The 13,161-nt window shown below is 50.3% G+C and carries 12 protein-coding genes; 7 read left to right on the plus strand and 5 right to left on the minus strand.

Annotated elements, in window-relative coordinates; genetic code table 11:
- The first annotated feature begins 89 nt into the window (after window positions 1-89).
- From rplS to AC07OI_RS25900, 7 genes are all read left to right on the plus strand, one after another.
- Window positions 90-473 carry a 50S ribosomal protein L19 gene (rplS, locus tag AC07OI_RS25870; RefSeq protein ID WP_186947495.1) on the plus strand — a complete coding sequence of 128 codons (384 nt, stop codon included), beginning with the start codon at window positions 90-92 and terminating at the stop codon, window positions 471-473.
- A 101-nt stretch (window positions 474-574) separates the two neighbouring features.
- Entirely contained in the window at window positions 575-1,243 is a 669-nt protein-coding gene (locus tag AC07OI_RS25875) for a CoA pyrophosphatase (RefSeq protein ID WP_495259201.1), read from the plus strand.
- A gap of 276 nt (window positions 1,244-1,519) precedes the next feature.
- On the plus strand, window positions 1,520-2,470 hold the full coding sequence (locus AC07OI_RS25880; protein ID WP_492707127.1) for a CobD/CbiB family protein: 951 nt from the start codon (window positions 1,520-1,522) through the stop codon (window positions 2,468-2,470).
- Between the two features lie 103 nt (window positions 2,471-2,573).
- Window positions 2,574-3,143: a GNAT family N-acetyltransferase gene (locus AC07OI_RS25885; RefSeq protein ID WP_495259202.1), complete on the plus strand. Its 570-nt coding sequence runs from the start codon at window positions 2,574-2,576 to the stop codon at window positions 3,141-3,143.
- A gap of 39 nt (window positions 3,144-3,182) precedes the next feature.
- Window positions 3,183-4,256 (plus strand): acyltransferase family protein, encoded by a 1,074-nt coding sequence (locus tag AC07OI_RS25890; RefSeq protein ID WP_495259203.1) that lies wholly within the window; start codon window positions 3,183-3,185, stop codon window positions 4,254-4,256.
- Between the two features lie 169 nt (window positions 4,257-4,425).
- On the plus strand, window positions 4,426-5,838 hold the full coding sequence (locus AC07OI_RS25895; protein ID WP_495259204.1) for a sigma-54-dependent transcriptional regulator: 1,413 nt from the start codon (window positions 4,426-4,428) through the stop codon (window positions 5,836-5,838).
- Window positions 5,828-7,084: a sensor histidine kinase gene (locus AC07OI_RS25900; protein WP_495259205.1), complete on the plus strand. Its 1,257-nt coding sequence runs from the start codon at window positions 5,828-5,830 to the stop codon at window positions 7,082-7,084. Before AC07OI_RS25895 ends, AC07OI_RS25900 begins: the two co-directional genes overlap by 11 nt.
- An 86-nt stretch (window positions 7,085-7,170) precedes the next feature.
- Here AC07OI_RS25900 and AC07OI_RS25905 read toward each other — a convergent pair whose 3' ends face one another.
- The 5 genes from AC07OI_RS25905 to AC07OI_RS25925 all read right to left on the minus strand — a co-directional run bounded on the left by AC07OI_RS25905 (window position 7,171) and on the right by AC07OI_RS25925 (window position 12,817).
- Window positions 7,171-9,405, minus strand: a complete 2,235-nt coding sequence (locus AC07OI_RS25905) for a CocE/NonD family hydrolase (RefSeq protein ID WP_495259206.1) — start codon at window positions 9,403-9,405, stop codon at window positions 7,171-7,173.
- 145 nt (window positions 9,406-9,550) lie between these two features.
- Window positions 9,551-10,255: a hypothetical protein gene (locus AC07OI_RS25910; RefSeq protein ID WP_495259207.1), complete on the minus strand. Its 705-nt coding sequence runs from the start codon at window positions 10,253-10,255 to the stop codon at window positions 9,551-9,553.
- 1 nt (window position 10,256) lies between these two features.
- The gene (locus tag AC07OI_RS25915) at window positions 10,257-10,754 is read right to left on the minus strand and encodes an RNA polymerase sigma factor (protein ID WP_495259208.1); all 498 of its coding nucleotides are present in this window, start codon (window positions 10,752-10,754) and stop codon (window positions 10,257-10,259) included.
- Between the two features lie 17 nt (window positions 10,755-10,771).
- Window positions 10,772-12,037 carry an acyltransferase family protein gene (locus AC07OI_RS25920; RefSeq protein WP_495259209.1) on the minus strand — a complete coding sequence of 422 codons (1,266 nt, stop codon included), beginning with the start codon at window positions 12,035-12,037 and terminating at the stop codon, window positions 10,772-10,774.
- A gap of 6 nt (window positions 12,038-12,043) precedes the next feature.
- Window positions 12,044-12,817 carry a hypothetical protein gene (locus AC07OI_RS25925; RefSeq protein WP_495259210.1) on the minus strand — a complete coding sequence of 258 codons (774 nt, stop codon included), beginning with the start codon at window positions 12,815-12,817 and terminating at the stop codon, window positions 12,044-12,046.
- Window positions 12,818-13,161: the final 344 nt, after the last annotated feature.

Below are 13,161 nucleotides of genomic sequence, written 5' to 3' on the forward strand. Positions count from 1 at the left end.
AATGATTCACATGTTAAACCCCATCCTCTACCGGGCATCAGCCAGAACCAGATTCTGCAGCGTCGGCAAGATGGTCATAGGAGTAAAAAATGGATCTGATCCAAAAATTAGAGCAAGAAGAAATTGCTCGCCTCGGCAAGAACATCCCTGACTTTGCGCCAGGTGATACAGTAGTTGTGAGCGTCAACGTTGTTGAAGGTACTCGCAAACGTGCACAGGCTTACGAAGGTGTAGTTATCTCCCGTCGTAACCGTGGTTTGAATTCCAACTTCATCGTCCGTAAGATTTCTTCCGGCGAAGGCGTTGAGCGTACATTCCAGTTGTACTCCCCACTGATCGCTTCTATTGAAGTGAAACGTCGCGGTGATGTACGTCGTGCAAAACTGTACTATCTGCGTGAACGCTCTGGTAAATCTGCTCGTATCAAAGAGAAATTGCCAGCACGTAAAGTTGTTGCAGCAAAAGCAGAGTAATATCTGTTTTAGCCGTATTGAAAAAGGATGCTCCGGCATCCTTTTTTTATTGCCCGGTTAAAGGCAAAATATGTCCAACAAGAAGAAAACTACCCTGTATCGTGAGCAAACCAGTTTTTGATCCTCAGGCTTTCCCTATCCACTCGTTGGGTGAAGAAACGGCCGTGCCTGCCGAACATCTGTCGCCAGCCTGGCTGCGTCAGCGTTTTTTGCGGGAGCGTGAGTGGTCGCCAGAAGTTGTTGACGAGAGCTTTTTCTCCAAGAACCTGCCTTTCCGGCCAGCCTCGGTACTGATACCCATCGTCATGCGTGACGAGGGCCTGACCATGCTACTGACCGAAAGGGCTGCACATCTGCATCACCACCCTGGACAAATCAGCTTTCCAGGTGGGCGTTTTGAGGAGGAGGACATTGATCCTGTAACGACAGCCCTGCGCGAGGCGGAAGAAGAGATAGGCTTGCAACGCGAATATGTTGAAATTCTGGGACGTCTGCCAGAATATAAGACAGGCACAGGCTATCAGGTCAGCCCCATCGTTTCATTGATCATGCCCGGTTTTCCCGTACGTACCGATCCCTCAGAAGTTGCTTCCATTTTTGAAGTACCGTTGAGTTTCCTGATGGATGGCAAAAATCACCAGCGCCGTAGCTTTGATTTACCCGACAATGCAGGAAAACGGCATTTTTATGCCATGCCCTACGAGCAGCATTTCATCTGGGGGGCAACGGCGGGCATGCTGCGCAATCTGTTTCATTTCCTGCGTGCATGACAGTTGTAGGCTTGCCTTTAGTACCCTAAGTTGCTAATTCATATAACAAATCCGGCGAAAATCGCTACGACGCTGCGTCTCAAATGCGCGCAAGGCACCAGCCTTGCTGTGCTTTGTTCCTTGCCTCGTAACGAGTTCTCCAGATTTGTTATTGAATGAATTAATAACCCAGGGCACTAGAACAAAGCTTCATAATCTGGGCAAATCGGTTTACACTTGCCGCATTTGCAAATTGATTGTTTGCAGCATTGCGCTGCAACATAAGCCCAGTCTACCATGACCTTTATTTCCATCCTGTTAGCGCTGTTGATTGAGCAGCTCAAGCCCTTGCGGGCAGATAACCCTATCTATACGCAAATCCAGACGCTGGCTGACAAAATCGAAGCATCCTTCAATGCTGGCAAGGTCAAGCACGGCCGCCTGGGCTGGTGGATAGTCATCGCTTCACTGACGCTGCCTACGGCCCTGATTTACTGGCTGTGCCTGCGCCTGAATCCGATTGCCGCATTGCTGTGGAATGTACTCATCGTCTACCTGACCCTGGGTTTTCGTCGCTACAGCCATTATTTCACCTCGATACAACTGGCCCTGAGTTCTGGCGATGAAGATACTGCCAGACGTTATCTGGCTGAGTGGACGCATCTGGATACCACCGGCATGGAAGTATCAGAAATCTCCCGCCTTGCCGTCGAACGTTCATTGATCGCCACCCACCGCAATGTGTTTGGCGTGTTCTTCTGGTTCCTCATGCCTGTGGGCCCGGCTTGTGCTGTCATGTACCGCGCAGCAGAATACTTGTCGCGCGCCTGGAACGAACCTGAGCATATGAAAAACGAAGAATTTGGTGTCTATGCAGCCAAAGTCTTTTACTGGATAGACTGGGTGCCGGCACGCCTGACTGCAGTCGCCTTTGCCGTAGTCGGCAATTTTGAAGATGCGGTCTACTCATGGCGCAATTATGCTGACCGCTGGTCGGATGAGCTGGTTGGTATTATCTTGTCAGCCGGTGGTGGCGCCCTGGGCGTACGCCTCGGTGAACCTGAAGAAAAAGCCATGGTCTTGCAAGCTGATGCAACGGCTGTCGACGTCGACAGCCTGGAGCTGGAAAGCCAGCCAGGTGCTGAAGCTTCACCACGCGCCCTGCAAAGCGCAGTCGGTCTGGTCTGGCGAGCCTTGTTGCTATGGATGCTGTTGCTCTTGCTCCTGTCCTTCGCCGTCTGGATATAAAAGCGGGCCCTGTTAAATACAGGGCTTTTTTTTGCCTGTTCACCTAATCGTAGTGGACATTGATCAGGCTATACTTGTTATATCTGCATACTAATTATTTATAATGAAAAGAATCACTGCCCCCGGTATCTGCCTGCGTGCTTATGAAGCTGATGATGTTGACATGTTTGCTGCAGTAGTACGTGAATCAGTAGAAACCGTAGGCCGCTGGATGGGTTGGTGCCACGCCGATTTTAATAGCGACCATGCACGGGACTGGTTTGCCGCATGTGATAAAGGGCGGGAAGAAGGTACGGCCTATGAGTTTGGTATCTTCAGCGAAGATGGCAAGGAATTGCTGGGTGGTGCAGGCTTGAACATGATCAGCAAATTGCATAATTACTGCAATCTCGGTTACTGGATCAGGCAGTCTGTACAAGGGAAAGGCATCGCCACCAGGGCAAGCATATTGCTGGCTGACGCTGGTTTCAGGGAGTTGGGTTTTAACCGCATAGAGATAGTCGCTGCCGAAGGCAATGTCAACAGTATCGCCGTCGCAAAAAAAGTGGGCGCGCAACTCGAATGCATGGCGCGTAATCGCCTGGTGGTTGGCGGTGTTCCTGTGACTGCAGCGGTGCATTCTTTATTGCGACAAGACTGGCAGGCACAGCCAGAATATCTGTCGCAAAAATAGTATGCATCAAGTTCCAGTGAGGGTTCATTAACCTAGCCTATGTCAGAGCGCAACGCCAGCATCGATATTGCCAAAGGCATAGGAATTATCCTCGTCGTCTTTGGACACAACTGGATCATTGCTCATGATCATGGCGAGCTGTTCCGTATTATCTTTTCGTTCCACATGCCCCTGTTTTTCTTTTTGTCCGGGGCAGTTCTGCATCATGACACTGCTTTTAAAGATTTTCTGGTATTCAAAGTCGATGCCTTACTGAAGTCTTTCTTTGTTGTGCTGTCAACCTGGGGGCTGGCGCGCGTTGCTTTGTCAGGTGTGGATGCGCGTACTTATTTGCTGGGCATGTTCTACGGCACTGGCAACACCATAGAGTGGGTACCACTATGGTATTTACCGCATTTGTTTCTCGCCATATTGCTGGCCTGGATAGTCCTGCGTCTGACGAATCACCTGCGTCCCGGATTATTGCTGCCGGTGTTTTGTACAGGTATTTTGCTGGCTTTGGGTGTCATCACGACACATTTTTTTGCGGGTTTGGATGCGCAGCAATTTGACAGACTCAATCTTTTGCTCGGTAATCGCCAGCACAATTTCCCGGGCTTGCCTTGGAGTCTGGACCTGATAGGCATCAGTACTGCTTTTATTTTGCTCGGCTATGTCATGCACGAGCATGTCATGCGCTTCAGTTTTCAGCCCTGGATTTTTGCCATTGCGCTGATATTGTTCGCAGCCCTGCATTTCTTTTTTGATGAAACCATCGATTTGAATATGCGCCTGTATGGCAACTGGTGGATATCAACTGCGCAGGCTTTGTTGGGCATCTATCTGGTTTTGTCGATATCAACTTGCCTGCAGTATACCGGCAAGTTGGGCGCGACTCTGGCCTATCTGGGCACCAACAGTTTATTCATCATGATTTTCCATTCATGGATAGAGTGGAAAATATTCGGCATGTTGTCACGCTGGAGTACATCTGAATACCTGAACGCCAGCCTGGCATTTATTGCAGGATTATTGCTGCCCCTGCTGTTGCTGAGCCTGGTCAAAAAGAGCAAATTCTTGCATGGCTTGCTCTTGCCCAAGACCCATATCCCTAAAGTGCGGAACAACACGTGATCAGTGTCCGTTTCCGCACACTGCGCCTGTTCGTAAATGAACAATACCGCTTGTTTGTCTATAGAACTCCAATAAAGAACCTGCACTGATTGCCGCTGCAGCAATGCAGGATTACAATCATTCGCACTAGTATTTATAAATGCGAAACCGAGTTTCTATCAAACCCTTCATGCAAGCCCCCGACATTGTTAAAAACGCAGTATTGAAGACTTCTGTACTCATCATTGATGATGACCCCGATGTTGCCTGTGCTGCCCAGCTTTTATTGCGCAGGCATTGCCAACACGTCGGCACGCTGACCGATACCGCTCAACTAGATACTTGCCTGCAAGCGGACATGCCTGATGTCGTTTTACTTGACATGAACTTCACGCCAGGTCGTACCGATGGCGCAGAAGGCCTGGCCTTATTGGATCTGTTGCGTGCCACGCATCCTGCGCCCGCCGTTATCATGCTGACCGCCTATGCGGATGTCCCGCTGGCGGTGGAAGCCTTGAAGCGCGGCGCCTGTGATTTCATCACCAAACCCTGGAATAATGAACGCCTGCTTGCCGCCGTATTGGGTGCCGCTGGCCGTTACAACAGGCAAGACCAGGCTTTGCAGGATGAAGATTTTCCAGAATTGATGGGGCATGCGGCCAGCATGCGCGAACTGAAAGCCATGATCAAAAGCGTCGCTCCCACAGAAGCGAATGTGTTGATACTCGGTGAAAACGGCGCAGGCAAAGAACTGGTAGCACGCGCCATCCATCAACATTCACTGCGCAGCAAGGCCACATTCCTGCCTGTGGATATGGGCAGCATACCCGAATCGACTTTTGAAACCGAAATGTATGGTCACAAGAAAGGCGCATTTACCGATGCCAGACAAGACCGGGCAGGGCGCTTTCAAACCGCTGCAGGTGGTGTACTTTTTCTTGATGAAATCGGCAACCTGCCACTGGGTGCGCAAGCCAAATTATTGCATGCACTGGAACGCCGCGAAATGACACCCATAGGTTCAGACAAGGCAGAGAAAATCAATGTACGCGTCATCAGCGCTACCAATTTGAATGAAGCCAGTTTATTTGATTCTGGCGTGTTTCGCACCGACCTTTTGTTTCGCCTGAATACTATCGTTTTGCGCGTGCCTGCATTGCGTGAACGGGTGGCCGATATCCCCTTGTTGCTAGGTCATTATTTGCATAGTTATCAGCAACAATACCAGCGTCCTGCCCGTGAAATTGCAGAATCAGCACTGGCAGCCTTATGCGCCCATGCCTGGCCTGGCAATGTCAGGGAATTGCGTCATGCCTGTGAACGGGCGGTCATACTGGCAACCCAGGACTGCTATACGTTCCCAGACTTTGGTTTGTCTGTGGGCGACACAGCGTTGACGAAATCCGCTTCAGCGCCGCCACTGCAAAATCCAGTCATGATTGAAAATCCAATGGCTACACCTGAATACAAGCTGGCAGCCCTGGAGCGCGAAACCATTGCCAATGCCATGAACAAGGCCGAAGGCAATATCAGTCAGGCTGCAAAATTGCTAGGGCTAAGCCGTGCTGCCCTTTACCGCAAGCTGGAAAAGCATGATATTTGAACTGACCTCCAGCCCGCACAGAAAGCTGGCTGCTGTCATCGGCATGTTGATTGTTGTTAGTGCTGCAGTGGCCGCGACTTATCTAATCACTATAGGGCAAAGTACGCATCAACTACGCTGGACTACCCTGTTGATTATGCTGGCTGGAATTGGTCTGGGTGTGTTTGGCTGGGGCTTGCATGGGCTGGCTGCGCGCCAGGCCAGGCCAGAGACTGGCTATCAACCGCCCACCATGCAAGCTGAGGGCTTGCAGGCTTTGGCATTGACACTGGAAAGCCATCTCGAGCATGCACCCATTGCCCTTTTCTGTGTAGAGAATAAGGGGGCAGAAAAAATCGTCCGCCCCTTGAATGGCAATGCCCGCCGCCTGACCGCGCCTGGCAGGATAATCGAGGTCAGCCAGCTATATGCACAAATCCTCGCCCAGGCGACGGGCAAACGCAGCATGATCAGCTTTGAGACTGAGCAAGGCCAGGAACGTGCCTTGCTGGCCAGCAGTAGTCTTACCATACAAACTCAGACGCAGATCATTGTGGCATTGATGCCGGTAGAGACTGAACTGCAAATGGAAGCACAGCAAGCCTGGCAAAAACTCATACGTGTACTCACGCATGAGATCATGAATTCATTAACGCCTGTCGCTTCCTTATCCAGTACTGCTAATGACATGCTCAATGACTTGCAATTGCCATCGCAAAGCGCCACAGACCTGGCACTTGCGCTTGACGCCATCAGCCGGCGCGCATATGGTCTGGTGGATTTTGTCGGCAGTTATCGTAGCCTGACCAATCTGCCTGCTGCACAGACTGAAAGAGTGCAATTACAAGACTTGTTTACACGTATCTCATCTCTCGTCAGCCCACAATGGCAGGCGCGTGGCGGTGTATTGCAATTCAATGTGGAACCAGCAAATCTCGAAGTCATGACAGATCCGGTGCAACTCGAGCAGGCTTTGATTAACCTCATCAAGAATGCTCAGGAAGCGACGGCATTGGTCAGTCAACCACAACTGCATATACAAGCCAGGCTCAGCCGTGGCGCACGTCTGCGCATAGAAGTCAGCGACAATGGGCCCGGCGTGCCCGAAGATCTGATCTCGCAAATCTTCACGCCGTTCTTCTCCACCAAAGAACATGGCAGCGGCATAGGTCTGGCTTTGGTCAGGCAATTGATACAAGGGAATGGCGGTACAGTCAGATATGCCGCGACTGTTGGTGGTGGTGCGAAATTTATTATCAGCTTGTGAAGTGAGCGCAGGTGCGTGGGTTTGGGATTCACCCAAGCGTTCTGAAAGTAGCATCACCAAATAAATGCATTTGGCGATGCTCATATTTATTTGCTGGGCTGTCCGAACGGCACCCGGATATAACTGCCACTGAGTAATTGCAATGCTATTGGCTTGCCTGCATCGGCGATGGTTTCGTCGCTGACGTCCTTGCCCGTACCATAATTGATTTGCAAGTCAGCTTGTTTGGGTATGCCAATGACGATGACTATTTTGCTACCCGCCTGTGTCTGACGGCTGGTGATGCGCGGAGCGACAAAGTCAACAAGTTGGCGTTTGCCTGGTTGCAGTAAATGACGCTGAGTGCGGTCTTTGGCATAGCTGGCACGACCCAGGTAAGAAGCGAGTTCAAAATAATCACCATTGGGCATTTGCTCAAACAGTGTGACATTCAGGTCTACATCTTTTTTATTGACGATGAATTCCAGGTGGCCTGCGAACAAGCCGCTGATTTCTGTCGCTTGCGGCAAGGTATCTGAGACAAAGACCAGCGCATTGCGGGTATTCAAAGTCTTGCTGACGCGTGGCAGGCTTTCTTGTTCATTGACATCATCCCGTTTTGCCATATCAACAGTCAGGGTAAGCGGGCGCTGTCTGGCTTCAGGTTTTTGCAATAATTGATGCGTTGCTCCTTGTTGTGCAGGTGTGCCAAGATAGTAGTCTATATGGCTGCTTTGCATGGCTGCCAGGCTGGGTGCATGCTTCCAGATATTCGCCCCCATCACCTGATAATTGACTTTGTCCTTGAGTATCTCTGGCTTGGTGCCGCCTTTGAATTGATAATCAAACCATTGCAGTCGCAACGCGGCCAAATCCAGTTTGGCCACTTGCTCTATGGTGTAACCAGACTCAGTCGCTGGTACGCCGCCTTGCATGGCGAAATGGTTGTAAGGGCCTATCAGCAAGGTGTGATCAGCATTTGGCAGATAATGTGTATGCTGCTGGAAGTAATATAGTGCGCCAACTTGTGCACCATCAAAATAACCGGTAGTACTCAGGATAGGGATATTAATTTTCGAGAATTCTTGCTGATAAGGGATCATGGCTTGCCAGTAACTATCATAGGCGGGATGCTCCAGCCAGCGTCTATGAATGGGATTGGCTATGCCATCTATCTTATCGAGCTCGCGATACGCCGTGCCTTTTGTGTACCAGGTCTTGTCGAGATTTTTCCAGCGCTGTTCATCACCATAGGCATCATTGTCCAGGGACTTATTATTAGTGACATAGGGTATCCATGGATATAAAAAATTCATGAAGACATTACCTTGGGCAGGTATGTCTACGCCCGGTGCCGCACTGGCTGAAATGACCATGGCTTTCAGGGCCCTGGGTATTTTTTTTGCCGTAGACCATTGGGTGTAGGCATTGTAACTACCGCCATACATGCCGACTTTACCGTCACTCCAGTCCTGTTTTTCTATCCAGGCGATAACTGTACGCGCATCTTCACCATCATGTTCATACGGTACGATCTTGTCTGGGCTGCGACCTTTGCCGCGGGTGTAACTGACAACACTGGCATAACCACGTGCCGCCATTTTTTTTGCATCGGCGCGGCTCCAGTTATCTTCCGCGTAAATGGTAAAGCCCATCAAGGTCGTATACTTCTTCTGGCTGCCATTTTGCTCTCTGGGGCGTATGAGCAAAGTCGCAATCTGTGTGCCATCGGCTGTTGGTATCAGCAACTCTTCGGTAACATAGCGACGCTGATCATCTTCCTTTAGCAGCTTTGGGCTTAAAGGAATAACTTTTGAATAGACCAGCCATGCCAGATACTGGCGGCTCAGGTTTGCAGCATCTTTCAGCGGGAGTGCCGTTTTACCGGCATGTTCTTTCAATTGTCGCTGCAATTCTGCTTCCAGGCGTTCGACTGATGTACCCAAGGCAAAAGTGGCATCTTGTGCTGCTTCACCGTCCAGATGAGAAAACACATCCTGAAAAGCCAGCTTGTATGCCTCCTCAAAACTTAGCTTGCGCTGAGTTTGCAATTCCAGTGTTTTTGCGTACAACTCATAAATGACGAACAGTGCCTCAGTATTGTTTTGTCCGCGCTGCTTTGCCTGCGTACGCCATTCCTGTATTGCCTGACGTGCAGCTTCGGGTTGCGCATTGAGTAACTGCAAGCGGAACAATTGATTGGCATCCCATTTTTTACCATCCATACCACCACGTTCGAGGAGGGATTTTGCCATTGCAGCCATGGTTTTTTCTATCGCTGCTGTTTGTGCCAATCCTGGTCCTGCAAGTGTGACGGGGGCATCATCAGTTTGGGCTAACACTGGATTTTGTAAGTTCAGTGCAAAAACAAGGACAGCAAGATTCATACAAAAACGCATGTGTCACCTTGGGGCTAATGAGGAGGGCGGTTGCCATTTTAAAAATGGCATTAAAGATAACATAATTTATAAGTGCCTACATCAAAAATCAGCTATTTTGATGATGGTCGCTGGCACTGATTTCGTCCGGCATTTCTTCAAACTGTGCAATCTTGCTCAAGAACTGGCGCGTCTGGATAATGTCCTTGCCTGCCAACATATCCGTGAATGCCTGGAAGCGGGCAGAGTGTTTGAAGCGGCCAGATAATAATTTGGACATGCCTATCGCCAGCGGGATGAACAGCACGCCACCAACCAGGCTGGGGCCTATGAAGTTCTGCGTCTTCAGGTACAGGTCCACCCCGAATACACCTTTAAAAAACACCAGCAAGAAAGGAATGAACCAGACTATCTGTCCCAGTAAGAATGCCCATTTGAACAGGTTCAGGCGTCTGGCCTTGTGTTCTGCCAATTGTTTTTGTACCGTCGTGATGGACTGGCCAAAATCCATGTCTTGCAAGGCATGGCGCAAGCGGTGATTGAGTATTGGCAGGGCAATGGTCCAGGCCAGCAAAGCGAAGGCGGGCAGGGCAAATTGCCATGCACTGATGTAATGTCCCAGGAACCAGATCAGGTAAATAAATACTGGTGTACCAGCGATGATTTCATATTTGTCGACCCATCCCCATTTGGCAATTTCGCGCCTGTGTTGCTCCAGTAAAGTCAGGCGCAGCATCTGGGTATTCATTCTGACGGCCTGTTCCAGACGCTGGTCCCGGGCTTCCCACTCGGCTTTCAAGAGATCGAGATTCATCTTAGCTACTTTCTGCAAACCGGGTTTGCAATTTTTGTTTGATGCGCGTCATGCGCGTGGCAACATTGGCTGCACTCAGGCCCATGATGCTGGCGATTTCATCATTGCTGTAGCCGTCCATGAACAGCAGGATCAGGGCGCGATTGAGTTCATCCAGTTCGCTGATGAGCTTGTCCAGCGTGCGCATATTGTCACTTTGGGCGCTGTAGAGCTGATCTGCTTCGGCGATGTCCAGGCCGAACTCTTCCAGCGGTACCGTGTCGCGCACTTGCCGGGTTTCACTGCGGTAGTGTGATATAGCGACATTCATGGCGATGCGATACATCCAGGTAGAAAACTGCACACGCTGATCAAAACTGCGGAACGAACGCCACAATTGCATCACCATGTCCTGCACCAGATCACGCCTGTCCTCAGCATGACGGCAATAGCTATAAGCCACCTTGTATAAAAGGCGTTTGTGTGAAGCGAGTTGCTGCAAGAAGAGTTCTTCGTCCATATACTCGTTCATAGACCTTATGCCCGCACAGGCCGGGGGTGGCCAGCATGGCGCTGACCATTCAAGACCTTGCCTATAAAAGTAGACCTGACCAGATAGTGATAACTGAGTAAAGCCACTGCCAGTGTCGCCAGCAAGACTGCCGCCAGTTTGATTGTCCAATGCCATTCACTTCGCGATACCAGCGCCTGTAAGGCCATCACCAAAGGCAGATGCACGAGGTAAATCCAGTAGGAAGCATCGGCCAGATAACGTACCGTGAGACTAGCATGCCTCATGAATTTTAATGCCAGACCGGTCAGGCCAAAACAAAAATTCCAGGCAGCGGCAGCATACAGGCAAGCATAGATCAATTTGCTGTCATCATGTACCGCGGGCAGCAATTGTGGCGCTAAACTCGTCAGGTACAGACAAGCACCGGCCAGCAATACAGCCATTCCCAAGTGCCAGATCCCGCGCCTCTGCCACTGTGGCAGCGTAGCAGGCGATTGTTGCAACATCCAGCCCAATCCAAACGCCATACCAAAACTGACCCAGGCAGCACGACCAGGGTAAAGCGACTGATCTGGTGTAGGTACACCAAACCAACTGACCCAATACGGCGTATAAAACAAGGCCAGCGCCACCGGCAGCGCCAGCAGTAAAGGGCCTGCCCAGCCGGTCAGCGCTGGCATCAGCAAATCGGCAAACCTCTTCACGTGCGGCAATATGCCCAGGCGTCTGCAGCATGCCCATAGGCCTAAGTACACAGCGTATAGCAGCGTCAGCATGTACAAAAACCATAAATGCGCCAGCGGGAAACTGTCTGCTCTAAACTCAGGTGAGGGCGGCATTTTTTTGGGCAGGCTGCCACCGTTACGCACCCAGGCCGCCAGCACGATGGCGGCAATGATGGCGGTAAATATCACCGGCCAGCCGACCAGCAAGGGCAAGACTATGCGTTTGAACCTGTTCTTGATGAAGCCAGCCCAGCCCTTTTTTTGCAAAACCAGGTGCGCAAAATAACCAGCAAGCAAAAAGAACAAAGGCATCCTGAATACATGGATGACAAAAAACACTGGCCCCAGTAATTCAGTTTTTTGATTATCGCTGACGACCCAAAAGAATTTTGCACCAGGCAAAAAAGACATGGTCGCGTGCAATAACACCCCCAGCATTAAAGCCCCCGCACGCAAGGCATCCAGACCATGCATGCGTCCGCTAACGGATTCAGCGGTAACTTCAGCCTTCACCGCTGACGAAACGCCAGAGTGAGCCACATCAAAAGTGAGATCGCTTTGCATGGCTGCTCAATTCGCTGAAGTACGTTGAAAGCGACTGGCGGCAATCGCCGGATTATGTTCTACTGCATCCACCACCATGCTCATGCGCTGCGTAGAGCCCTTGGTACCAATCTCAAAGCGATAAGCCATCATCAAACCATCCTGTAAGCGATAGTCGCTGGTGTGCACCTCCAGCTCCGTCATGCGCCCCATGATCTGGCGCTTTTGCAGGCGCTTGATCTCCAGAAAACTGCCCGCGTCCAGATAGATAGTCGACTCACCCGTGGCCGGGATACTGACTTTCAGCACATGCACGCGCCGCCCGTCCTGGGTTTCCAGTCCGGCATATTGCAAAGGGAAGCCCTGCTTTTGCGCCGCCACCAGTATCCCGTCAAAATAACTTTCTTCCAGCATGGCCGGTAATTCTTCCGCAGACAGATCAACAGCCCGCTTGCCACTAGGCAGGAAAGGATCAATCTTCCATGCATCCTTACCGTCATAACTGGAAATTTGTACTTGTCCCTGCACCTGTACCTCCCGGCGCAAGAGGTTAGGGCGTTTCGCTTCCACCGTCGTCGGGATTTCAAACGGTGCCATCCCTATGATGCGCAACTTGACCCGGCGCGACTGCACCTTGTTGAAATCCCCCAGCGCCGCCAGATGGCTTTGCATGACACTGTCCAGTGTTGTGGTCGCTGTAGTTGGCAAATTGGTTTTAGCGGGTTGGGCAAATGCAGTGCAAGACCAGCATGCATAAAATAAGACAAGTACAAAACTGCGTAATAGAATCAAACCGTACATGATATCTCCCTGAAATGATGAGTCTATGTTTAGCGTGTTCATGTAATGCATCGCTAAACTCTTACTCTTTTATTCGCAGGGGACAGGGGAAATTTACAAGTGGGTCAAATTATTTTGGCCTGTAATGTGCAGCGCATTTTCGCTTGCCGATTGGATAGTGATGAAATGGAGATGGGTGTGTATAAAAGACTAAAAAGTTCCTAAAAAACAATTGATTCACAGAAATTGGTTTTTGTGTATTAAATTTACAAAAAATTGCATATGTTGTGCGTAAAAGATACAATGCGATACATATATGTAGGAGCTATCCTACGGCAAAAATCCTCTCCTCTTTTCATTTACCT

It is taken from the genome of Undibacterium sp. GW821-FHT07F11 (genome assembly GCF_059418665.1).

Bases quoted from the DNA above. Each gene is read 5' to 3' on its own strand.
- rplS (WP_186947495.1), top strand. From the start codon at position 90: ATGGATCTGATCCAAAAATTAGAGCAAGAAGAAATTGCTCGCCTCGGC.
- AC07OI_RS25880 (WP_492707127.1), top strand. From the start codon at position 1,520: ATGACCTTTATTTCCATCCTGTTAGCGCTGTTGATTGAGCAGCTCAAG.
- AC07OI_RS25885 (WP_495259202.1), top strand. From the start codon at position 2,574: ATGAAAAGAATCACTGCCCCCGGTATCTGCCTGCGTGCTTATGAAGCT.
- AC07OI_RS25890 (WP_495259203.1), top strand. From the start codon at position 3,183: ATGTCAGAGCGCAACGCCAGCATCGATATTGCCAAAGGCATAGGAATT.
- AC07OI_RS25895 (WP_495259204.1), top strand. From the start codon at position 4,426: ATGCAAGCCCCCGACATTGTTAAAAACGCAGTATTGAAGACTTCTGTA.
- AC07OI_RS25900 (WP_495259205.1), top strand. From the start codon at position 5,828: ATGATATTTGAACTGACCTCCAGCCCGCACAGAAAGCTGGCTGCTGTC.
- AC07OI_RS25910 (WP_495259207.1), bottom strand. From the start codon at position 10,255: ATGAATCTCGATCTCTTGAAAGCCGAGTGGGAAGCCCGGGACCAGCGT.
- AC07OI_RS25915 (WP_495259208.1), bottom strand. From the start codon at position 10,754: ATGGACGAAGAACTCTTCTTGCAGCAACTCGCTTCACACAAACGCCTT.
- AC07OI_RS25920 (WP_495259209.1), bottom strand. From the start codon at position 12,037: ATGCAAAGCGATCTCACTTTTGATGTGGCTCACTCTGGCGTTTCGTCA.
- AC07OI_RS25925 (WP_495259210.1), bottom strand. From the start codon at position 12,817: ATGTACGGTTTGATTCTATTACGCAGTTTTGTACTTGTCTTATTTTAT.